Below are 21,473 nucleotides of genomic sequence, written 5' to 3'. Positions count from 1 at the left end.
GTCAACGCCGCGGACTCCGCTGACGTTCCCGGTGCCGGCACTCAGCCCAGCTGCACGCCGACCAGCGCACCGATGCCGTAGGTGACGACCATGGCCAGGGCGCCGCCGGCGACGTTGCGGCCGACGGCCCGAGGCACCGGCGAGGCGCCCAGCCGGGCGCTCACCGCACCGGTGAGCGCCAGCGCCACCAGCACCGAGACCGCCGTGACCGCGATGCGCCAGGACGCCTCCGCGAGCAGGATCGCGACCAGGGGCAGGAGGGCACCCACCGTGAACGCGACCATCGACGCCCAGGCCGCGTGCCACGGGTTGGTCAGATCGTCGGGGTCGATGTGCAGCTCGGCCTCGGCGTGGGCCGCGAGCGGGTCACGCTCGGTGAGCTGCTGGGCGACGGCCGAGGCCAGGTCGGGGTCGAGCCCCTTGGCCTGGTAGATGAGCGTGAGCTCGGCCAGCTCCTCCTCCGGCATCTCCACGAGCTCGCGCCGCTCCTTGGCCAGCATGGTGCGCTCGCTGTCGCGCTGGGTGGAGACGGAGACGTACTCCCCCACCGCCATGCTCATCGCCCCGGCCACCAGCCCGGCGATGCCTGCGGTCGCGATGGCCTGGGTGGACGTGGTCGCCGCTGCGACACCGATGACCAGGCCTGCGGTGGAGACGATGCCGTCGTTGGCCCCGAGCACGCCGGCCCTGAGCCAGTTGAGCCGGGACGACATGACGCGCTGGGGCTCGTGGTGGATGTGGACTTCGTCCATGTGCTCACTGTCCCGCGCCCCGGGAGCCTCGTCCAGACAGGTGTGGCTGGGCTCACCCCGGCGTCAGCCGCTGACCCAGGTCGGCGCAGGCCAGGACAGGTCGGTGCCCACGTGCCGCAGGCGCCCGTCGGCGTCCGGCCGCCAGCGCGCGACATGGTCTGCGCGCTCCGCGGCCACCACCAGGTCACCGGTCGAGAGCAGCCCCAGGAAGCGCGGCCAGTGACCGACCTGGTGCACCTCGAGGAGCTCCAGGTCGTCGCCGGGCCCCACCAGGAAGTGGTGCAGGGTGTCGGCACCCCGGGTGGTCACGTAGAGGTGCCGGCCCGAGGGGTCGAGCACGATGCCGGCTCCCAGGCTGCCCTCCCGCTCCTCGTCGGTCGGCAGCAGCGAGGCCGGCGTGCCCGGCCGCCAGCCGTCGTCGGTGCGCAGGACGGGGTGCACCGTGCAGTCGAGCTCACCGACGACCCAGAAGCGGGTGCGGTCCGGGGCCATGACCAGGTGCCGGGGGCCGGTCGCCGGCGGCAGCCGGACCTCGCCGACCTCGCGGAGCACGTCCTGGCCGTGGTCGACCAGGACCACCCGGTCACTGCCGAGGTCGCAGACGAGCACCTGGTGCAGGGAGACGAACGTCGCCTGGTGCGCGTGCGCGGCGTCCTGGCGCTCGTGCGGGCCGTCACCCACCAGCTGCAGGGTGTCGAGCAGCTCCAGCCGCGGGCCGTCGACCCCGACCAGGGCGACGCCACCGCCGGAGTAGGCGCTGACGACGAGCCGGCTGCCGTCCTCCGAGAGCGCGACGTGGCACGGGTCGGCGCCGACCCCCTCGACGAACCCGGCCACGTCCCCGTCGGCCGCGTCGACCGCAGCGACCCGCCCCTGCGGCCCTTCGCTCACCGCATACAGCCAGCGGCCCTCACCGGAGACCACCGCGAAGGACGGCTCGGCGAGCTCACCCAGCGTGCGCACCGGCCCGAAGCCCGAGTCGTCGAGCGTCGTGACCCCCAGGCCGCACGGCGGGGTCTGGTCGGTGGTGTAGCCACCGAGGTGCAGGGTGGTCATGAGAGCAGCTCCTTGGAGATCTCGCCGGGGAAACGCACGGTGTACCTCACCTCACCCAACCACTGCTCCACCTCGGCCGCACGGCGCTCGACCTCCGTGCGCCGGGACGTCGGGACGTCGCTGAACCAGTGCAGCCGCACCCGCCCGTCGGGGGCCTGGGCCCAGGCCCCCACGACCCGGCCGTCCACCCACACCGTGTTGCCGGCGTTGCCGTTCCGGTCCCAGGCCGGGGCCGCCTCGGCCGGCAGGTAGTGCCCGCGCTCCTTCCACCCCATGACCGTGGGGTCCAGGCTCGGCAGCAGCGCGACCCACGGCGCCGGAGCGGGCTGGCGTGCGGTGTCCCCCGCCGCGACCCATGCCGCGCGACCGTCCAGCTCCACCGGTTCGGCCCCGCTGTCGGCCAGCGCGCGCGAGGTCAGGCTCTTGGTCCAGCCGGCCCACCACTGCAGGTCGGTGCTCGTGGCCGGCCCGAACCGTCGCAGCCAGTGGTCCGCCAGCGCCGCCGCCGCCTCCCCCTCCCCGAGCACGTCGACCCCTCCGGGCACCCACTCCTCCATGAGCGCCCACGTGTACTGCCCGTTGACCCAGGTGCCGGCGGGTCGGGTGCGCACCAGCACGCCCTCGAAGCCGAGCAGGGTGACCACCCGGGTGTGCGCCGCCTGGGTCGCGGTCCAGTTGCCGCTGCCGACGACCAACGGGTGCGCGAGCTCGGGCACCAGCAGGCCCAGCTGCCGAGCGGTGAGCGGCCCGTGCTCCCGCAGGGCCCCGACGACGTGGTCGCGCGCACGGTCGAGCCAGCCGCCGGGGTCGTCGATGCCCGCGGCGCGCAGGTAGCCCTCCGTCCTGCGCCGCTCGGCAGCGGCGACCTTGCGGGTCGCGGCGGCGTGCATCCGGCGCACGGTCGCGGGGGTGGCCACCCACAGCGTGCGGCGCATCGCGTGGTGGCGGACCAGGGAGCGCTGCGCGTAGAGCGCCTCCTCCACCCGGGTGAGGCTGGGCGTGCGCATCCGGGCGAGCACGCTCAGGTAGACGGTCACCGGGTCGCTGGAGTGCAGGGCGACCAGCGCGTCGGCGACCGCCACGACGTCGTCGGTGCGCTCCTCGGACGTGAGCAGGTGGCGCCGGGCCAGCCGGGCGCGGCGGTCCTCCTCGGTCCAGACGGTCACGGGGCCAGCCTGGCACCCACCGCCGACAGACGGGCGGCGCGGACGCTCAGGCGGCGACGGTGCGGGGCCGGGTCTGCCGGACGTGCACCAGCAGCGAGACGCCGAGCACCAGCACCCCACCGGCGGCGAGCGCCGCCCCGACGATGCTGGGAGCGGTGTAGCCGTAGCCCGCCGCGATGACCAGCCCGCCGAGCCAGGCGCCGAGCGCGTTGGCGGCGTTGAGCGAGGAGTGGTTCATCGCGGCGCCGAGGGTCCTGGCCGGACCGGCCACCGACATGAGCCGCAGCTGCAGCCCGATGACGAAGGTGCCGGTCACCGCGGACACCGCGAAGAGGGTGAGCAGCGCCGGGACCGTCCACTGAGAGGTGACGCTGAAGGTGAGCAGCAGCAGGGCCATCACCGACCCGCTCAGCACCAGCGAGCGCAGCACCGACCAGTCGGCCATCCGCCCGCCGATGACGGTGCCGGCGATGGACCCCACCCCGAAGGCGAAGAGGAAGACCGGCACCCAGCCCTGGGACAGGCCGGTCACCTCGGTGACGGTGGGGGCGATGTAGGAGTACATCGCGAACATGCCGCCGAAGCCGATCGCGCCGACCGCCATGGTCAGCCACACCTGCAGGCTCGCGAAGGCCTTCAGCTCACGCCGCCACGACTGCTCGCGGTCACCGGGGGTCTCGGGCACCCACAGCCGGACCAGCACGGCCGTCAGCACGCCGACCACAGCCACCCCGACGTAGGCCGTGCGCCAGCCGAGCGCCTGGCCGACCCAGGTCGCCGTGGGCACCCCGACGACGGTGGCGATCGGGATGCCCAGCATCACGGTGCCCACGGCCCGGCCGGAGCGCCCGGGAGGGGCGAGGCTGATGGCGACCAGGGCCGCCAGCCCGAGGAACGCCCCGTGCGGCAGGCCGGAGAGGAACCGGGCCGCCAGCAGGGTGGTGTAGCCCGGCGCAAGAGCAGCCAGCAGGTTGCCGAGGGCGAAGACCGCCATCAGCCCGACCAGCACCGTGCGCCGCGGGAAGCGCGCGCCCCAGGCGGCGATCACCGGAGCGCCGACCACCACGCCCACGGCATACGCGGAGATCGTGTGACCGGCGGTGGGGATGTCGACACCGGTGCCCTCGGCGATCTGCGGCAGCAGTCCCATGGTCACGAACTCGGCGACGCCGATGCCGAAGCCGCCCAGGATGAGGGCGAAGCCGGCGAACATCGCGACCCGCGGGTCGGCACCGGCGGGCACAGGGGTGCCCGGGGAAAGGTGTGTGGGAGTCGTCATGACGGCTCCATCGTCCCACGCCCCTGTTGCCTCCGGTGTCCGCGTGGGACGATGCGTCGCCATGAGCGAGCCGACCGGCGCCCTGGACGACCCGACCCCCTACGCGCACCGGCGCCGGGTCATGTCCGGCCGTGACCCCGACGAGCAGGGCCGCAGCGCCACCCCCCTCGAGCTGCTCTACGACCTGGTGTTCGTCGTCGCCTTCGGTGTGGCGGCGGGCGAGCTTGCTCACTCCCTGGCCGCCGGGCACCCTGCTGCCGGTCTCACGGCGTTCGTGCTGTGCATGTTCGCGGTGATCTGGGCCTGGGTGAACTTCACCTGGTTCGCCTCGGCGTTCGACACCAACGACTGGCTCTACCGCGTGGTGTCGATGGTGCAGATGCTCGGGGTGGCCCTGCTGGCGCTGGGCATCTCCGACGTCTTCGCCTCGATCGAGGAGGGCGACCGCCTGGACAGCGACATCCTGGTCATCGGCTATGTCGTGATGCGCTCGGGCCTCATCGCGCAGTGGGTGCGCGCCTACCGAGCGACGGCCGACCACCGCACGGGCATCCGCACCAACATCACCGTCCTGCTCCTGGCGCAGGTCGGATGGGTCGCCGCCATCCTGATCGCCCCGCCGCTCCCGGTCGCCCTGGCGCTGGCGGCCGCGCTCTTCACCGTCGAGCTGGTGGGCCCGGTGGCGGTCTCGCGCCGCGGCGGGGTGCCGTGGCACGCGCACCACCTGGCGGAGCGCTACGGTCTCCTGGCGATCATCGCCCTGGGTGAGAGCATCGTCGGCACGATCGGCGCCATCAGCGTGCTCATCGACTCGGCCGGCTGGAGCCCCGACGCCACCCTCCTGCTGGTCTGCGGCGTCGGCGTGACCTTCGGCATGTGGTGGATCTACTTCGTGCTGCCCTCGGGCGAGGTGCTGCGGGTGCACCGGGGCCGCGTGAAGGTCTGGGCCTACAGCCACATCGTCCTGTTCACCGCGATCGCCGCGGTGGGGGCGGGCCTGCACGTCTTCGCCTACTACCTGGACGCCGAGGACGCCGAGTTCACGGTGGAGATCAGCGGCCTGGGTGCGGCGCTGAGCGTCGCGCTCCCCCTGGCGGTCTACAACGTCGGGCTGTTCGGGCTGTACGCCTACCTCGTCAGGTCGGTGGGCCCCCTCTACGTGCAGCTGGTGCTCGGCACCGCGGCCGTGCTGGTCGCCGGGGTGCTGCTCGCCGCCGCGGGGGCACCTCCCACCTGGGCGCTGGGCGTCATGTGCCTGGCTCCGGTCGTGATGATCGTGGGCTACGAGACCCGGGAGCATGCGCACAAGACCTCCGCGATGCGCCGCATCCACCTGCGTCGCTGAGCGACAGGGAAGGATGGGCCCATGACCACGAGCCTCGACCTTGCCCGGCAGCTGGCCGGAGACCTCGTCGCCCTGCGCCGCGACCTCCACCGCATCCCCGAGATCGGCCTGCACCTGCCGCTGACCCAGCAGCGCGTCCTGGCCGAGCTCGAGGGCCTGGACCTGGAGGTCACGACCGGCCGGGGCCTGTCCTCGGTGGTGGCGGTGCTGCGCGGCGGGGCCGGCACGCCGGGCGAACGGCCCGTGGTGCTGCTGCGCGGAGACATGGACGGCCTCCCGGTGACCGAGGAGGTCGACGTCGACTACGCCTCCGAGCACGTCGGGGCCATGCACGCCTGCGGTCACGACCTCCACGTGGCGGCCCTGGTGGGGGCGGCGCGCATCCTGCACGCCCAGCGCGAGCAGCTGGCCGGCGACGTCGTGCTCATGTTCCAGCCCGCCGAGGAGGGGCCCGGAGGGGCGGAGCCGATGCTGGCCGAGGGCCTGCTGGACGTGGCCGGGCGGCGCGTCGACGCGGCATACGCGCTGCACGTCTTCTCCTCAGAGATTCCGCGCGGACGCTGGGAGTCGCGGCCCCGGGAGCTCATGGCCGGAGCGGACACGGTCGACATCACCGTCACCGGCGCGGGAGGCCACGGGTCGGCGCCGCACCGGGCCCTGGACCCCGTGCCAGTGCTGTGCGAGGTCGTGCTCGCGCTGCAGACGATGGTGACGCGCACGTTCGACGTCTTCGACCCCGTCGTGCTCACCGTCGGCAGGGTCAGCGCCGGCACGAAGGACAACATCATCGGCGACACCGCCGAGCTGTCCGCGACCCTGCGCACCTTCTCCACCGCCCACCGCGAGCTGGCCCACCGCAGCATCGAGCGCGTCGCGGCCGGGGTGAGCGCCGCGCACGGCATGACCTGCACCGTGGGCTTCAGCGAGGGCTACCCGGCCACGGTCAACGACGTCGCCGAGCTGGAGCACGGCCGGCAGGTGGTCCTGGACCTCTTCGGGCCGGAGAGCTACCGCGAGCGCGAGCGGCCGGAGATGGGCTCGGAGGACATGTCCTTCGTGATGGCCGAGGTGCCCGGTGCCTACCTCTTCCTCGGTGCCTGCCCCGAGGGCGTCGACCCCCAGGACGCCCCCGACAACCACTCCCCCCGGGCGGCCTTCGACGACGCCGTCGTGCCGGACGGCGCCGCCTGGCTGGCGGAGGTCGCGCTGCAGCGGTGCCGTTCGCTCTGACCGCGGTGTGCTGCGCTGCCCGACGGGTGCTGCGCTGTCTGACAGGTGCTGCGCTGCAGGACGACACCTGCCGGACACGGCAGCACCGAAGGGGTGGCTGTCCCGGTCGTCCGGCGAGCGGGCTACGCGCGGGCCTGCTCGTAGCGCCGCAGCGCCTCCTCCCGGGCCTCCTTGTGCTCCACCACCGGCTCAGGGTAGCCCTCGGTGTAGCCGTCGAGCGCGGCCCAGGGCTCGTGCACTGTCTTGCCGGCCAGGTGGCGCAGCTCGGGGACGTAGCGCCGGACGTAGTCGCCGTCGGGGTCGAAGCGCTGCCCCTGGGTGACCGGGTTGAACACCCGGAAGTAGGGTGCCGCGTCGGTGCCGGTGCCGGCCACCCACTGCCAGCCGTGGTTGTTGGAGGCCACGTCGCCGTCGGCCAGGTGCTGCAGGAAGTGCCGGGCGCCGACCGGCCACCACACGTGCAGGTGCTTGACGAGGAAGCTCGCCGTGACCATGCGCACCCGGTTGTGCATCCACCCCTCGGACAGCAGCTGGCGCATGCCGGCGTCGACGAAGGGGTAGCCGGTGCGTCCCTCGCGCCAGGCCTGCACGGCCGCGGCCACCGTCTCGTCATCCTCCGGGTCGTCGTAGGCCAGCCCCGCGAGCGCCGGGCGCAGGTCCGCCCACGCCGAGCGGGGGTGGTGCCACAGCACGTCGGCGTAGAACTCGCGCCAGGCCAGCTCGGTGACGAAGGTGTGCACGCCCTGCTCCCGCCGGCCGGCCAGGTCGGCCAGCAGGGTGCGGGGGTGGACGGTGCCGTACTTCAGCTGGACCGACAGCCGGCTGGTGCCGTCGTGGTCGGGTCGGTCACGCTCCTCGCCGTATGCCGTGACGCCGGCGTCGAGGAACTCCTCCCACCGGTGCAGCGCGGCCTCCTCGCCGACCTGGGGCAGGTGCACGCCGGGGTCGACCTCGGGACGCCCCGGCAGGTCCTCGGACTCGGTCTGCCGGTGCCAGCGCAGGCCGTCCGGCACCGGCGCCGGGTCGGGCCACCCATGGGCCCGCCAGGCCTTCGAGAACGGGGTGAACACCTTGTAGGGGTCCCCGCTGCCGTTGCGGACCGTCCCCGGGCCCACGGCATACGCACACCCGGTCGCGACCAGCGGGACCCCCTCGGGCAGCGCCTCGAGCACCCGTGCGTCCCGGCGCCGGCCGTACGGGGTGGACTCGGCGGAGACGTGCACGCTCGTGGCGCCGACCTCGCGGGCCACCGCCGGCACGACCTCCTCGGGGCGGCCGGTGCGCAGCACCAGGGCCCCGTCGTAGGCCTCCTGCAGCGCCTCCAGCGCGGACAGCAGGCAGTGCGTGCGCACCGGCGAGGCGTCCAGCAGCGCCGGGTCGAGCACGAAGAGCGGCAGCACCCTCCCGCCGTCCGCGGCCTCGTGGGCGGCGCCGAGGGCAGGCAGGTCGTGGAGCCGCAGGTCACGGCGAAGCCACAGCACGGTGGTCGGCATCGTCCCAGGCTAGACGCGGTGGCCCGGACCCGCGTCTTTGGCCGACCGGGGAGTAGGCGGCAGGATGCGTGGGGACACGCCTGCACCCAGACGAGGGAGTCCCCATGACCAGCAGCACCGCCAAGGCCCAGGTCGGCGTCATCGGCCTGGCCGTGATGGGCAGCAACCTGGCCCGCAACTTCGCCTCGCACGGGCACACGGTCGCGCTCTACAACCGCACGACCGCGCGCACCGACGAGATGATGGTCGCCTACGGGGCCGAGGGGGCCTTCCTCGCGGCGCCCACGCTCGAGGAGTTCGTGGACAGCCTCGAGCGGCCCCGCCGCGTCATCATCATGGTGAAGGCCGGGATGGGCACCGATGCGGTGATCGAGCAGGTCAAGGAGCACCTGGAGCCGGGCGACATCATCGTCGACGGGGGCAACGCGCACTTCGAGGACACCCGCCGCCGGGAGAAGGCGCTGCGCGCCGAGGGGCTGCACTTCGTCGGCACCGGCATCTCCGGCGGCGAGGAGGGAGCGCTCAAGGGCCCCTCGATCATGCCCGGCGGCAGCCGTGAGTCCTACGAGGCGCTCGGCCCGCTGCTGGAGGACATCTCCGCCAAGGTCGACGGCGAGCCGTGCTGCGCCTACATGGGTCCCGACGGCGCCGGGCACTTCGTCAAGATGGTGCACAACGGCATCGAGTACGCCGACATGCAGTTCATCGCCGAGGCCTACGACGTGCTCAGCGCGGCCGGACTCTCCGCCGCGGAGGTCTCCGACGTCTTCCGCGAGTGGAACACCGGCGACCTGGACTCGTACCTCATCGAGATCACCTCCGAGGTGCTCGACCAGGTCGACGCCGCCACCGGCCGGCCGCTCGTCGAGGTCATCACCGACGCGGCCGAGCAGAAGGGCACGGGGCGGTGGACGGTGCAGTCCGCGCTGGAGCTGGGCGTGCCGGTCAACACGATCGCCGAGTCGGTCTTCGCCCGGTCCACCTCCGGCCATCCGGCGCTGCGCTCCGCGGGGCAGGCGGCCCTCAGCGGCCCGGACCGGGCGCTGGAGGTGACGGACCGCCAGAGCCTGGTCGACGACGTGCGCGCCGCCCTGTGGTCGGCCAAGGTCGTCGCCTACGCGCAGGGTCTGGACCAGATCCGCACCGCCAGCGAGACCTACGACTGGGGTGTGGACATCGCCGAGGTGGCCAGGATCTGGCGTGCGGGCTGCATCATCCGCGCCCGGTTGCTGGAGCGGATCCGCGGCGAGTACGCCGCCGGCGACCTGACCACCCTGCTCGAGGCGGAGAGCATCGCCGCCGAGCTGGGCCAGGCGCAGGACGCGTGGCGCCGCGTGGTCGCGCTGGCGACGACGGCCGGGGTGCCGGTGCCCGGGTTCAGCGCAGCGCTGGCCTACTACGACACGGTGCGCGCGCCGCGCCTGCCGGCTGCCCTGGTGCAGGGGCTGCGTGACTTCTTCGGTGCGCACACCTACGGCCGCACCGACCGCCCCGGCGCCTTCCACACCCTCTGGTCGGGCGACCGCAGCGAGGTCGAGGCGTGAGCGGGCGAGGCACCCCCACCGGGTGAGGGCACGGCATACTCCGGCGGCACGAGGTGTTGACCCGTGCGACCGTCGAGGTGGGGGCACACGGCCCGCCATCGCCACCGACCAGCACAGGAGAGCTCGCCCATGGTGCACGTCACCCGTCAGTTCACCGTCCGCGCCGACCAGGCGTCCGTCGTCGACTATCTCAAGGACTTCTCGCACGCGACCGAGTGGGACCCGGGCACCGTGTCGTGCACCCGGCTCGACTCGGGCCCGGTCCAGGTCGGCTCGCGCTGGCACAACGTCAGCAAGCTCGTCGTCGTGAAGGCCGAGCTGGAGTACGAGCTGGTCGAGCTGCGGGACAACGGGGTCGTCTTCGTCGGCACCAACGAGGGCTCGCGGTCCGTCGACACCATCGACGTGCTGCCGGCCGAGGACGGGGTGCGCGTGACGTATGACGCCCACGTCACCCTCAAGGGCACGGCGAAGTATGCCGAGCCGCTGCTGTTCCTGGTCTTCCAGAAGCTGGCGCGCGACACCGTGCGCGACCTCACCCGGGCCCTGGAGCGGCTGCCCCGCGCCTGAGCCCGGGCACGTCGTCCGCCGGCCGGCACCTCGGTGCCGGCCGGCGGTCCGCTACCGCTGCTCGCGCCAGCGCAGGCGCTCCCAGAGCAGCCACCAGAGGGTGAGCGGCACCGCGGCCGCCGCGAGGAGCGAGCCGGTGTAGAAGGCGAGGAAGGCAGCGATGCTGCCGACGGCGACGGCCACGTTCGTGACCCGCGTGCGGCGAGCCGCCAGCTCCGCCGCGGGCAGCGGAGTGCGGCGCCGTCCGAGGTCCCACGCCCCGCCCGACCGCACGCCGCCGTGCCGCTCGACATGGGCCCGCAGCGCGGCGCCCACGAGCGGCGCGGTGCCCACGAAGCCCATCACGAGCAGCACCTGCTCGACCTCGCCGAACCTCCCGGCCAGGCCCATGAGCAGCACCAGGACCGCACCCTGCAGGTAGACCACCCACACCGCGACCAGGGCGAAGGAGACCAGCTCCCGGCCCAGGCCGAAGGGCGACCCCGGTCGGGGGAGCCCTGCGTCGTCCGGCCGGTCGTCCACCCCTCCAGGGTCCATCACGCCTCCACCGTGGGTCACGCGGGAGGCGCCGAGCGCCGCAGCCGGGCGAAGACGGCGGTCCACAGCGCGGGAGGGGCCAGCAGCGCGCCGGCCATCGACCCCAGGAGCAGCGCCCCCGCCAGCGCCGTGACCCCGACGGCCAGGCCCACCCCGTAGGCGCGCTGCCAGCGCACCCACGCCCGCTCACCCAGGGGCTCGTGGCGCAGCCGTCGCGGCCACTGGGTGAGCCGCCACCACCAGCGGTGCTCCTGCTGCCCGGCGACGCGGCCGATGTGCACCCCGATGGCCCAGGCCACCACGGGCGCGAGCAGACCCGCCCCGAGCACGGCCGTGGGCGCCGCGACCCGCCCCTCCCCGACGTGCACCATCACGACGGGCACCGCCAGCAGCGAGCTGACCCAGAAGACGTAGAGCGCGAAGGTGCTGAAGTGGTGCCACAGCCACGCAGCACCTCCCGCCGGCGGGTCGCCCGACCCGCTCATCGCAACCACGGTGCCGCCCGCTCCCGGTGCGCCGCCCGCGTAGCGTCGTCGAAGCCGTCCCACATCCGGGTCATCATCCGCGAGCGGGGGTTCGCCTCGAAGACCTCACGGTGGTCGTCCACGAAGGCCCAGTAGAGCCCGTCCCAGTCGGCGGCCCAGTCGCCCTTCGGAAGGTCGGACATCTTCCGAAGGTAGTTGCTCCCGGAGACGTAGGGCTTGGTGGTGATCGCCGCACCCGCGGCGAACTGGCTCATGGCGTGCACGTTGGGCACCATCACCCAGTCGTAGGCGTCGACGAACATCTCCATGAACCACGCGTAGACCTCGACAGGGTCGGTGCGCAGCAGGCACATCGCGTTGCCGAGCACCATGAGCCGCTCGATGTGGTGGGCGTAGCCGTGCTCGAGCACCCGCTCGAGGACCAGGTCGACCGGATCCAGACCGGTCTGCGCGGTCCACCAGCCCGGGTCCAGCGACCGGGTGTGCCGCAGGTGGTTGGCGGTGCGCATCTGTCGTCCCCACAGCACGTAGGTGGCCCGCATGTACTCGCGCCAGCCGATGACCTGCCGCACGAAGCCCTCGACCGAGGCCAGCCCCACGCCGGTCTCCTCGCCGACCTCCAGAGCCCGGCGCACGACATACGCCGGGTCGACCAGGCCGATGTTGAGCCCGGGCGTCAGCAGGGAGTGGAAGAGGTAGGGATGCTCCGTGCTGAGTGCGTCCTCGTAGGGGCCGAACTCGGCGAAGCGCTCGGCGAGGAAGGTCTCGTAGGCCTCGGCGGCCTCCTCGTGCGAGGTGGGCCAGCAGAAGGTGTGCGCCCGGCCCGGAGCGTCCGGGAACTCCTCGCCGACCCAGGCGAGGGCGGCCTCCACCTCCGTATGCCGGGGCGGCGGCGCGACCGGCGGCACCGGGTGCCCGCGGGGCAGCTTCCTACGGTTGTCCGTGTCGAAGGACCACCGGCCCCCCAGGGGGCCGTCACCGTCCAGGAGGATGCCGAGCCGTCGGCGCTGCCAGGTGTAGAAGTGCTGCATCCGGGCCGAGCCGGTGCGCGACCACTGCGCGACCTGGGCACGCGTGGTGAGGAAGCCGGGCGACTCGAGCACGTCCTCCTCGTCCAGCGGGCACCCGACGTCGTCGAGCAGGCGGCGGGTGCGCTGCTCGAGCCAGTCGTCGACCAGGTCGTAGACCGTGACGCGCTCGGGGGCCAGCTCGTGCAGGAGGGTGGTGAGCCGGGCGCCGCTGGAGGCGCGGGCGTCGGTCTCGACGACGTCGACGGCGAAGCCGGCCGCACGCAGCCGGGCGGCGAAGCGCCGCATCGAGGCACGGTGGAGCACCAGCTTGTGGGCGTGGAAGGCGTAGTGGCGGAAGAAGAGGTCGTCCTCGACGAGCACGAAGCGGGTGTCCGGGGGCGCCTCGAGGTGCCGGAGGAAGAGCTGGTGCGGGAAGACGAGCCGCACACCTGTTCGGCCCCCGTCCGGGAGCTGTCCGCCGGACGGGGGCCGAGTCATGGGAAGGTCAGCGCGCGCTGGGCGCCTGCCTCAGCACCAGGGGTAGACGAAGAGGCTGTCGTCGCCGGCGCGGTGATCGGCCAGCAGCAGCGAGAACGGGATCGGGTCCGGGACGCCACTGAGGTCGGCACCGGGACGCACGTCCACGCCGAGCGCCACGGCGTCGCCGATGCTCACCCCGTTCTTGGCGACGGTCGGGAGCAGTCCGGCGTCCTTCAGCGTGGCGATCCCGGCCTGCATGCACTCGGTGTCCGGCTTGCTGTGGCCGCCGGCGGTGGCGGCGGGAGCTGCGGCGAGCGTGAGCCCGGCGGCAGCGACAACGGCGAGCATCTTCTTCATGGAGTCCTCCTGGTCGTCCCCGGCGCCGCTGGTCACGACGCCACGTGTGTGGGTCCCCGAGCACCTCCCAGAGTAGTTCAATTTTCAAATATTGCTAGTGCTCGAACGCTGTGAGTTCGCTGGGAACCTCTGGAGAGACAACGGTGACCGGCTCCTGCCGCCCGGCCCTCCTGCGTGCCTCTCCCCGGTCCTCCCAGGTCACCAGCCCAACGTGCCGGGACCGCCCTTGAAGGGGCCGGCGACCTTGGAGGTGACCCAGCCACCGTAGAAGGACCCCTCCTGGGGGACCACCCGCTCGCCGTCGACGTAGCAGGCGTCCATCATCCCGGGCATGAGGGCGACGTGGCCGACCAGCGCCTCGTAGCCGGCGACCGGCTCGGGGTAGTGCCAGGCGGCGCGCCGGGCCACGCGGTCCCCGGCACGCATGTCGAAGTAGTCAGCGCGGCCCTTGAACTCACAGACGGTGCTGCCCGGCACCGCGTGGAGCACCCCGTCGGCGAAGCACGCCCGCGGAAGGTAGTAGGTGGGTGGGTGGCTCGTCTCGAGCACCTGCAGCGCCTCGGTCGTGCGCGCCACCAGCCGTCCGCCCAGGTGCACCTCCACGGTCTCGCCGGTGGGCCGGACGGCCGGCGGGCGCGGGTAGTCCCACACCGACTCCGGCCGGTCGGGAGCCTGCTCGGTCTGTGGTGCCATCGGGTCCTCCTGTGGGGTGGGGGCGCGTGTGTCGGAACCTGCGAGTAGCGTCGGACCTGCAACGATACGCCGACACGAAGGAGCGCACGATGGTGTCCTACACGGTCCCAGGCCTGTCCGACGAGCAGAGCACACAGGTCATCGGCACGCTGCAGGAGCGTCTCTCGGCCTACAACGACCTGCACCTGACCCTCAAGCACGTCCACTGGAACGTCGTGGGTCCGAGCTTCATCAGCGTGCACGAGATGATCGACCCACAGGTCGAGGTGGTGCGCGGCTACGCCGACGAGGTGGCCGAGCGCATCGCCACCATGGGCGGCTCTCCCAAGGGCACCGTCGGCGCCATCGCCGCCGACCGCACCTGGGACGACTACTCGATCGGCCGCGACACCGCGCTGGCCCACCTCGGTGCCCTCGACCTCGTCTACGTCGGGGTCGTCGAGGACAACCGCAAGGCCATCGAGATGGCCGGCGAGATCGACCCGGTCACCGAGGACATGCTCATCGGACAGACCGCGGAGCTGGAGAAGTTCCAGTGGTTCGTCCGCGCCCACCTGGAGGACATGGGCGGCAGCCTGGCCAACGCCGGCGCCACGACCGAGGAGGACGCTGCTGAAGCCTCCCGCTGAGATCCTGCGCTTCCTGCAGGCATCTCTGGTCACGCCGGTCCCCCGGGACCACCAGCAGACCGACCGCGAGTTCCTCCGGCGTCGCGTCGCCGCGGGCATCACGCTGCTCGTCGGCTCGGTGGTCCTGGGGGTCGGCCTGACCCGCGAGCCCGGCTCCACCGACTTCTACGTCCTGACGGTGCTGCTCGCGGGTGTGTGGGCGGTCGGGGCCTTCCTCTCCGGGCCGCTGCACCTGGGATGGGCGCACACCCGCGCCGGGGAGCGGCACGCCCGGCCGGTGCTCCAGCCGTTCCTGCTCGGCGTGCTGGCCGTGGCCGTCTTCTCCGCGGGCGCGCTGCTGGTCGGGCAGGTGCCCTTCCTGCGTGACCTGGTCAACGAGGTCCTGGACTACGCCCGGTTCGCCTCCCTGCCGGTCGTGGCCGTCATCACCCTCATCAACGGGGTGGCGGAGGAGCTGTTCTTCCGTGGTGCGCTGTTCGCGGCCATCGGCCGCACGCACGCCGTGCTGGTCTCCACGCTCCTCTACGCCTTGGCCACGGCCGCGACGCTCAACATCATGCTCGTCTTCGCCGCGCTCGTGCTCGGCACCATCGTCGGGCTGCAGCGGCGCGTGACCGGTGGTGTGCTGGGACCGATCATCACCCATCTGACGTGGTCCCTGTCGATGCTCTTCATCCTTCCTCCGCTCATCGCCGCGTTCACGCCCGCCGGCTGACGCCCACCTCCCCAGGAGATCCCATGACCGCACGACGCGCACTGGTCACCGGCGCCACCGGGTACATCGGCTCCCGTCTGGTGCCCGCCCTGCTCCGTGAGGGCTGGACCGTCCGGGTCCTCACCCGCGACGGCTCCAAGCTCGCAGACCGTGACTGGGCCGACCGGGTCGAGGTCTCCGAGGGCAACGCCGACGACGCCGACGACCTGGCTGCCGCGATGGCCGACGTCGACGTGGCCTACTACTTCATCCACTCGATGGACGGCAAGCCCGGCTGGGTCGAGCGGGACCGCAACCTCGCGCAGCACTTCGCCCGCATCGCCGCGGAGCAGCACGTGGGACGCATCGTCTACCTCAGCGGGCTCTACCCGCCGGACGAGGAGCTCTCGACCCACCTGGGCTCGCGCAAGGAGGTCGAGGACATCTTCCTGTCCTCACCGGTGCCGACCGTGGTGCTCCGGGCGGCGGTCATCCTCGGCGCCGGCTCGGCCTCCTTCGAGATGCTGCGCCACCTCACCGAGCGGCTGCCGGTGATGATCGCGCCGCGGTGGCTGGACACCCGGATCCAGCCCATCGCGATCGCCGACGTCGTGCGCTACCTCGTCGGGGTCGCCGACCTCCCGCCGGAGGTGAACCGGGGCTTCGACATCGGTGGCGAGGAGGTGCTCACCTACCGCCAGATGATCGGCCGGTATGCCGCGCAGAGCCACCTGGTCAAGCGTCGCGTGCGCACGGTGCCGGTGATGACACCCGGACTGGCCAGCCACTGGGTGGGTCTGGTGACCCCGGTGCCCGCGGGCATCGCGAAGCCCCTGGTCGGCTCGCTCATCCACGAGGTCGTCTGCAAGGAGCACGACATCGCCGACTACGTGCCCGACCCCGAGGGCGGGTTCGTGAGCTTCGACGCGGCCGTCCTCGAGGCGCAGGAGGGCCCGCAGGCCCGGCCCCTGCGACGGGAGGTCGACATCGACCACCCGGGCCACATCAGCGCAGCCGACCCGGAGTGGGCCGGCGCCACCGTCTTCCACGACCGGCACCGGTCCACGGTGGACGCGCCACCCGAGGCCGTCTGGTCGCACGTCGAGCAGGTCGGCGGCGAGCACGGCTGGCACGTGCCCGACATCGTGTGGCGGGCACGGGGGGTGCTCGACCGGGCCGTCGGGGGACAGGGCCACGTCCGGCACCGCGACCCCGGCCCGCTCGAGGTGGGCATGCAGGTGGACTCCTGGGTCGTGGCCTACGTGCGTCGCGACGAGGACGGCGGTGAGGTGGCCCTGCGCTCACAGATGCGGGTGCCCGGCGAGGCGCTGCTCATCCTGCGCGTGGAGCCGGGCCCCCGGCCGGGCACGGCCACCCTGACGCAGACCGCCCGTTTCACCCCGTCCGGCCTGGCCGGGCTGGCGTACTGGGGCGGCCTGTGGCCGGCCCACACGGCGGCCTTCCTGGCGATGCACCGGGGCCTGGCCCACGCCGCCGAGTCCGGGGCCGGCGCCCGGGCCTGAGGTCAGGGGGACGGTGCGGCCACCGCATACGGCGTGAGCAGCTGGTCGACCGGGGCGAAGTCGTCGGTGAGCACCTCGGCGTCACCGACCCACGCCCGCAGCTCGTCACCACCGAGCACCACCCAGCCGAGGCCGCGCTCGTCCATGGCAGCCTGTGCCGCGACGAGGTCGACCGGCCGGTCGGACGCCACGGCCACGAGGTTGCCCCCCGCCTGCGGACCCCCGGTGAAGGTGTCGCTCTCGGCGGCGACGGCGACATGGCCGAAGACGCTGCCGAGGGTGGCGAGCTCGGCCCGGGCGAAGGCCAGCGGGCCGTTGTCGATGAGGTTGGCGACGTAGACCCCGTCGTCGACGAGGACCCGGCGCACGTGGCCGACGGCCTCCCGGGTGGTGAGATGCCACGGCACGCTGACCCCGCCGAAGGCGTCACCGACCACCAGGTCGCGGCTGTCGTCCGTGAGCGCCCGCAGACCCAGGCGACCGTCCTCCACCCGCACCTGCAGCTCCGGTCCGGTGTCCAGCCCCAGACGCTCGACGTCGACCCGCACCACCCCGGGGTCGATCTCGGAGACCAGGCTCTGCGTGCCCGGGCGCACCTGCGCGAGGTAGCGGGGGAAGGTCAGGCCCCCACCGCCGAGGTGGTAGGCCGACAGCGGGGTGTCCTCGGGCCAGGCGGTGTCGACGACGGAGGCGATCGCCTGCATGTAGGCGAACTCCAGGTGGGTCGGGTCGGCGAGGTCCACGTAGGAGTGACGCAGCGTGTCGAGGACGAGCACCCGGCCGCTCTCGCGCTCCGGGTCCTGCTGCACGACGGCGCAGTGGTAGGTCGTCTCCACGTCGCAGCCCCCGGGGGCGACGGTGGCCCCGAGCGCGGCCAGGGCGACGACGACGGCCGGCGCGACCGCTGCTCGCCGGCCCCGCACCCGCAGGTCGACGACCACGGCGCTGAGCAGCAGCACGACGCCGAGACCGACGAGGATGGCGCTCACCGGCACCGTGGAGATGAGCACGAACCCGGTGAGCACGGTGCCGGCGATCGAGCCTGCGGTGGCGATGCCGGAGAGCTTGCCGACGACCGTGCCCGTCTCGTGCAGGTCGGTGAGCTGCAGCTTGGTCACCATCGGCGTGACCGCCGAGAGGAGCGCCCCGGGCACGATGATCGACAGGGCCGCCACCGGCAGCAGGAGGGACCCGGTGCCGACCTCGGCGGCGGTGCGCACGCTCATCGGCGTCAGGGCGACGGCCACACCGGAGACGGCGAGCAGGGGACCCAGCGCCCGGCGCGGCGGCACGCGGTCGGCGGCCCGCCCGCCCAGCCAGGAGCCGGCCGCGATGGCGGTGAGTGCCAGCCCGATGACCAGCGTGCTGGTCTCCAGGGTCAGCCCCAGGTAGGGCGCGAGGAGACGCAGGGCCACGAGCTCCACCACGAGGACGGCGGCGGAGGAGCCGAAGACGAGCACCGCACCGGCGCGCGGGCCCAGGGTCGCCGGTGGTGCCGAGGCTGCCGGGGCTTCGCGGTCGGTCGTCACGGGGAGAGCCTGGCAGACGGACCGGGATGCTCCGGCCCACGGTCCCGGGGTGGCCGCGGCCCGGGCACGAGGCCGGTCAGCAGCAGGGTCGTGGCGGTCACCGTGAGCACGGAGCCGAGGAGGTCGCTCGGGTAGTGCACCCCGAGGTAGACCCGGGAGAGGCCCACCACCGCGACGAGCAGCACCCCGGCCAGCGCGCCACCCACCCGGACGGCGGTGGTGGCGTGGCGCAGCGCCCAGACGAGCGCCAGCGCCACCCCGGTGGCCAGCGCGGTGTGGCCGCTGGGATAGCTGGCTCCCACCGGCTCGGCGACCAACGGCTCGACGGACAGCACGTCACCCATCGCGGCCGCGGGTCGCCCACGGTCGAAGACGGGCTTCAGCGCCATCACCGCCGACCAGCCCACGCCGACCACGAGGACGAGCCGCACACTGTCCGCCAGCCACCCCGACCTCAGCCACAGCACCAGCCCGGCCGCGACCACGGCGGGCAGCACGACCGGCGCCGACGACCCGAAGGTGACGGCCTTCATCCACGGGGTGAGGCTGTCGGTGCGCAGCCGTCCGACAGCCTCCACGCCGGCACGGTCCCAGCCGGCGACCGTCGCGGCGGTCAGGGCGGCCACCCCCAGCGCGACGACGAGCAGCAGCAGCGCGACGGCACCCAGCCAGGTGCCGGTGCTCAGGCCGCGCCAGGACACCCCGGTGTCCCAGCGCCCCGGTGCCTCGGGGCCAGGGGCCGCGTCGGGGTAGTCCGTCCCGGCCCGGTCACCGCGTGCTGTCACCGGCCGGTCCGGGACGCCGTCCGGGACAGCCACCCCTGCGCGGCACGCTCACCGCTGACGAGGGCCCCCTGGATGGAGGCGGTGTCCATGTGGTCACCGGCGACGACGACCGACTCGCTGACCTGCATCGGCCGCCGCAGACGCAGTGGCGGAGGCTGCACCGGCAGCGCCTGAGGCACCTCGTGCCGGTGGACGAGCTCCCACTGCCCGGTGCCCACGGCATACAGCTCCCCGACGTGTCGCAGCACGTCGGAGACCGGCGGCACCCGCCCGTCGCGGACCAGGGACGACGCCTGCACCATGTGCTGCCCCGGCGGGGCGTAGGACGGGGCGGTGTCGGTGATGACAGCGGCGTTCCTGACCGGTCCGCCGCTGGGCGTGCGGCCGTCCAGCACCAGCATCCGTGGTGCCGCGGGGGGCTCGGGCATCGTGAACCAGTCGGTGACCACACCCTTGGTCGCCGGCGCCGTGAGGCCCACCAGCTCCTCGGCGGCACCCGCACCGGTGGCCACGACGACGAGGCGCGCGGTGGCGCTGAGCCCGTCGGCGTGGACCGTCGCCCGGCCCGTGCCCTGGTCGACGCTGCGGACCCGCGTGCCCAGCCGCACCGGGGCGTGCAGGCGGTCGGCGATCTGCTGCGGCAGCGCCTGCATGCCCGAGGCGGGCAGTCCCGGCGACCCGAACGCGAACATGCGCACCAGCAGCCGGGTGAACGCGGTCGAGGTGCTGCCGTCGTCCTCGAGCAGCACCCCGGCCAGGAACTCCTCCACGACCCGGCGCAGGTCACCGTGCAGGCCGGCCGCGTCCAGCGACACGGAGCGCGGGGTGTCCGGCCCGGCCTTCATCGCCGAGCTCGGGCCCACGGCGGGGCCGGCCCAGCGCGCCAGGGCCAGGAGGTCCTGCGGCACCAGGTAGCCGCTGCGGAGCACGTCGGGCAGGTGGGCCGGCTCGCGCAGCGGGTCGGCGAGCACGGCCAGCCGGTCCTCGCGGCGCACGAGGGCACCGGAGCCGAACGTCTGCAGCTGCAGCGCCTCGACGTCGATGTGCCGCTGGACGGCGGGGTAGGCCGGGTTGAGCACCTGGAAGCCGCGGTCCATGAGGAAGCCGTCGACCCGGTCGGTGCGGATCCGTCCACCGACCGCGTCGCCGGCCTCCCAGACCTGGGTGTGCACCCCGGCACGCTGGAGGGTGCGGGCACACTGGAGCCCGGCCAGGCCCGCACCGATGACGAGGACGTCGCAGTCGAGGGTGTCGCTCATGCGACCCAGTCTGCTACGCCGACCGGCGGGGTGCCCCCGCCCGGGGGGCCATGGGTGCGCTGCGGCGGTCCTCCAGCCCCGCCATCGCCCAGCGCACGGTGGAGGCGCCGAGCTGGCCGAGCGGCTGGGCCACCCACCGGGCCACCACGTCCGGCATCGGCAGCCCCAGCAGGTCCCGTGCCCAGTCGGGCAGGAGCGCCACGCCGCCCGCGGCCAGCGCGCCGTAGCCGGGGCGAGCCGGCCACGGCAGCGGCGGGCTGAGCAGCAGGAAGCGGGCCGCCTCCCGGGCCGCGGGGGTCGTCTCCAGCTCGGGGCGGTAGGACGCGAGCTCGGCCTCCAGCCCGGCGACGCTGGTCGGGGGGTCGACGACGCCGAGCAGCCGGGCGGAGACCGCCGCCTGCGCGACATACGTGTCCGCCTCCTCGGGGGTCAGCGGCGTGGTGGCGTAGGTCTGGAAGGCGCGGAGGAAGGAGTCGACCTCGGCGATGTGCACCCACATGAGCAGGTGCGGGTCGCTCGCCCGGTAGGGGCGGCCCAGCTCGTCCTTGCCGCGCACCCGGTCGTGGATGCCGCGCACCATCGCGATGGTCTCCTCGGCGTGCTCGACCGTGCCGAAGGTGGTGGTCGCCAGGTAGGTGCTGGTCCGTTGGAGCCGGCCCCACGGGTCGCCCTTGTAGCCGCTGTGGCCGGCCACCCCGGCCATCGCCATCGGGTGCAGCATCTGCAGCAGGAGCGCGGTGACCCCGCCAGGGAACATCGCGGCGTCGGCGTGCACGCGCCACACCGGGTCGCTGGGCGTGAACCAGCGCGCACCCTCGGCCCCCCAGATGCGCTGCGCACGCTGCTGGGCGTCGTCGCCGGCGACCTTGGCGCGCAGCGCCTGGCCGATGCGCAGCTGCACGCCCTCACCGGCCCGCCGGACCTGGTCGCGCAGCGTCTCGCTGACGGCGGCCACGGGGCGTGTCAGGTCGGTCATGGGGCGTCCTCTCGGCTCACGGGCACAGCGCAGTGTTGAGACACTGTCTCGACACAGACTGAGAAACTGCTGATGACAACG

The 21,473-nt window shown here is 73.5% G+C and carries 21 protein-coding genes; 7 read left to right on the top strand and 14 right to left on the bottom strand.

Going from position 1 to position 21,473, the window contains the following annotated elements; genetic code table 11:
* Positions 1-41 precede the first annotated feature (41 nt).
* The 4 genes from LVO85_RS10105 to LVO85_RS10090 all read right to left on the bottom strand — a co-directional run bounded on the left by LVO85_RS10105 (position 42) and on the right by LVO85_RS10090 (position 4,253).
* Positions 42-752 (bottom strand): VIT1/CCC1 transporter family protein, encoded by a 711-nt coding sequence (locus LVO85_RS10105; RefSeq protein WP_232747351.1) that lies wholly within the window; start codon positions 750-752, stop codon positions 42-44.
* Between the two features lie 63 nt (positions 753-815).
* On the bottom strand, positions 816-1,808 hold the full coding sequence (locus LVO85_RS10100) for a lactonase family protein (RefSeq protein WP_232747350.1): 993 nt from the start codon (positions 1,806-1,808) through the stop codon (positions 816-818).
* Positions 1,805-2,974, bottom strand: coding sequence for a winged helix DNA-binding domain-containing protein (locus tag LVO85_RS10095; protein WP_232747349.1), 1,170 nt, complete (start codon positions 2,972-2,974; stop codon positions 1,805-1,807). Before LVO85_RS10095 ends, LVO85_RS10100 begins: the two co-directional genes overlap by 4 nt.
* Before the next feature lie 46 nt (positions 2,975-3,020).
* Positions 3,021-4,253: an MFS transporter gene (locus tag LVO85_RS10090; protein WP_232747348.1), complete on the bottom strand. Its 1,233-nt coding sequence runs from the start codon at positions 4,251-4,253 to the stop codon at positions 3,021-3,023.
* A 61-nt stretch (positions 4,254-4,314) separates the two neighbouring features.
* On the opposite strand from LVO85_RS10090, the gene LVO85_RS10085 reads away from it, so the two are divergent.
* Together LVO85_RS10085 and LVO85_RS10080 are read left to right on the top strand one after the other, a co-directional pair.
* Entirely contained in the window at positions 4,315-5,598 is a 1,284-nt protein-coding gene (locus LVO85_RS10085) for a low temperature requirement protein A (RefSeq protein ID WP_232747347.1), read from the top strand.
* 21 nt (positions 5,599-5,619) lie between these two features.
* A complete protein-coding gene (locus LVO85_RS10080; protein ID WP_232747346.1) occupies positions 5,620-6,828 on the top strand; it encodes a M20 metallopeptidase family protein in 1,209 nt (402 codons plus the stop codon).
* 122 nt (positions 6,829-6,950) lie between these two features.
* Here the strand turns inward: LVO85_RS10080 and LVO85_RS10075 are convergent, their stop codons facing one another.
* Positions 6,951-8,321 carry a cryptochrome/photolyase family protein gene (locus LVO85_RS10075; RefSeq protein ID WP_232747345.1) on the bottom strand — a complete coding sequence of 457 codons (1,371 nt, stop codon included), beginning with the start codon at positions 8,319-8,321 and terminating at the stop codon, positions 6,951-6,953.
* 104 nt (positions 8,322-8,425) lie between these two features.
* Between LVO85_RS10075 and gndA the strand changes: the two genes are divergently transcribed.
* Together gndA and LVO85_RS10065 are read left to right on the top strand one after the other, a co-directional pair.
* Positions 8,426-9,865, top strand: a complete 1,440-nt coding sequence (gene gndA, locus LVO85_RS10070) for an NADP-dependent phosphogluconate dehydrogenase (RefSeq protein ID WP_232747344.1) — start codon at positions 8,426-8,428, stop codon at positions 9,863-9,865.
* A gap of 129 nt (positions 9,866-9,994) precedes the next feature.
* Entirely contained in the window at positions 9,995-10,435 is a 441-nt protein-coding gene (locus LVO85_RS10065) for an SRPBCC family protein (protein WP_232747343.1), read from the top strand.
* Positions 10,436-10,486: 51 nt separating this feature from the next.
* Here the strand turns inward: LVO85_RS10065 and LVO85_RS10060 are convergent, their stop codons facing one another.
* From LVO85_RS10060 to LVO85_RS10040, 5 genes are all read right to left on the bottom strand, one after another.
* The gene (locus LVO85_RS10060; RefSeq protein ID WP_232747342.1) at positions 10,487-10,957 is read right to left on the bottom strand and encodes a hypothetical protein; all 471 of its coding nucleotides are present in this window, start codon (positions 10,955-10,957) and stop codon (positions 10,487-10,489) included.
* 32 nt (positions 10,958-10,989) lie between these two features.
* Entirely contained in the window at positions 10,990-11,457 is a 468-nt protein-coding gene (locus tag LVO85_RS10055; protein ID WP_232747341.1) for a hypothetical protein, read from the bottom strand.
* Positions 11,454-12,965, bottom strand: a complete 1,512-nt coding sequence (locus LVO85_RS10050) for a cryptochrome/photolyase family protein (protein WP_232747340.1) — start codon at positions 12,963-12,965, stop codon at positions 11,454-11,456. Before LVO85_RS10050 ends, LVO85_RS10055 begins: the two co-directional genes overlap by 4 nt.
* 30 nt (positions 12,966-12,995) lie before the next feature.
* Positions 12,996-13,340, bottom strand: a complete 345-nt coding sequence (locus LVO85_RS10045) for a hypothetical protein (RefSeq protein ID WP_232747339.1) — start codon at positions 13,338-13,340, stop codon at positions 12,996-12,998.
* A gap of 162 nt (positions 13,341-13,502) precedes the next feature.
* A complete protein-coding gene (locus tag LVO85_RS10040; RefSeq protein ID WP_232747338.1) occupies positions 13,503-13,997 on the bottom strand; it encodes a DUF427 domain-containing protein in 495 nt (164 codons plus the stop codon).
* Between the two features lie 89 nt (positions 13,998-14,086).
* On the opposite strand from LVO85_RS10040, the gene LVO85_RS10035 reads away from it, so the two are divergent.
* The 3 genes from LVO85_RS10035 to LVO85_RS10025 all read left to right on the top strand — a co-directional run bounded on the left by LVO85_RS10035 (position 14,087) and on the right by LVO85_RS10025 (position 16,843).
* The gene (locus tag LVO85_RS10035; RefSeq protein WP_232747337.1) at positions 14,087-14,626 is read left to right on the top strand and encodes a Dps family protein; all 540 of its coding nucleotides are present in this window, start codon (positions 14,087-14,089) and stop codon (positions 14,624-14,626) included.
* A 118-nt stretch (positions 14,627-14,744) separates the two neighbouring features.
* Positions 14,745-15,341 (top strand): CPBP family intramembrane glutamic endopeptidase, encoded by a 597-nt coding sequence (locus LVO85_RS10030; protein ID WP_332875425.1) that lies wholly within the window; start codon positions 14,745-14,747, stop codon positions 15,339-15,341.
* 23 nt (positions 15,342-15,364) lie between these two features.
* Positions 15,365-16,843 carry a DUF2867 domain-containing protein gene (locus LVO85_RS10025; protein ID WP_232747336.1) on the top strand — a complete coding sequence of 493 codons (1,479 nt, stop codon included), beginning with the start codon at positions 15,365-15,367 and terminating at the stop codon, positions 16,841-16,843.
* Positions 16,844-16,845: 2 nt separating this feature from the next.
* On the opposite strand, the gene LVO85_RS10020 is transcribed toward LVO85_RS10025, so the two are convergent.
* Genes LVO85_RS10020 through LVO85_RS10005 form a run of 4 tightly spaced genes read right to left on the bottom strand, consistent with a single transcriptional unit; the run spans position 16,846 to position 21,392 of the window.
* Positions 16,846-18,372 carry a fused MFS/spermidine synthase gene (locus tag LVO85_RS10020; protein ID WP_232747335.1) on the bottom strand — a complete coding sequence of 509 codons (1,527 nt, stop codon included), beginning with the start codon at positions 18,370-18,372 and terminating at the stop codon, positions 16,846-16,848.
* Positions 18,369-19,157 carry a phosphatase PAP2 family protein gene (locus LVO85_RS17045; protein ID WP_232747334.1) on the bottom strand — a complete coding sequence of 263 codons (789 nt, stop codon included), beginning with the start codon at positions 19,155-19,157 and terminating at the stop codon, positions 18,369-18,371. The genes LVO85_RS10020 and LVO85_RS17045 overlap by 4 nt, the downstream gene beginning before the upstream one ends.
* On the bottom strand, positions 19,154-20,416 hold the full coding sequence (locus LVO85_RS10010; RefSeq protein ID WP_232747333.1) for an NAD(P)/FAD-dependent oxidoreductase: 1,263 nt from the start codon (positions 20,414-20,416) through the stop codon (positions 19,154-19,156). The genes LVO85_RS17045 and LVO85_RS10010 overlap by 4 nt, the downstream gene beginning before the upstream one ends.
* A 13-nt stretch (positions 20,417-20,429) precedes the next feature.
* Positions 20,430-21,392 (bottom strand): oxygenase MpaB family protein, encoded by a 963-nt coding sequence (locus LVO85_RS10005; RefSeq protein ID WP_232747332.1) that lies wholly within the window; start codon positions 21,390-21,392, stop codon positions 20,430-20,432.
* Between the last annotated feature and the right edge of the window lie 81 nt (positions 21,393-21,473).

Origin of the sequence: Ornithinimicrobium sediminis (assembly GCF_021272345.1) — a bacterium.
GTDB classification, from domain to species: Bacteria; Actinomycetota; Actinomycetes; order Actinomycetales; family Dermatophilaceae; genus Ornithinicoccus; species Ornithinicoccus sediminis_B.
The sequence above is the reverse complement of the archived record's forward strand: the minus strand, read 5'-3'. Positions and strand labels throughout refer to the sequence as shown.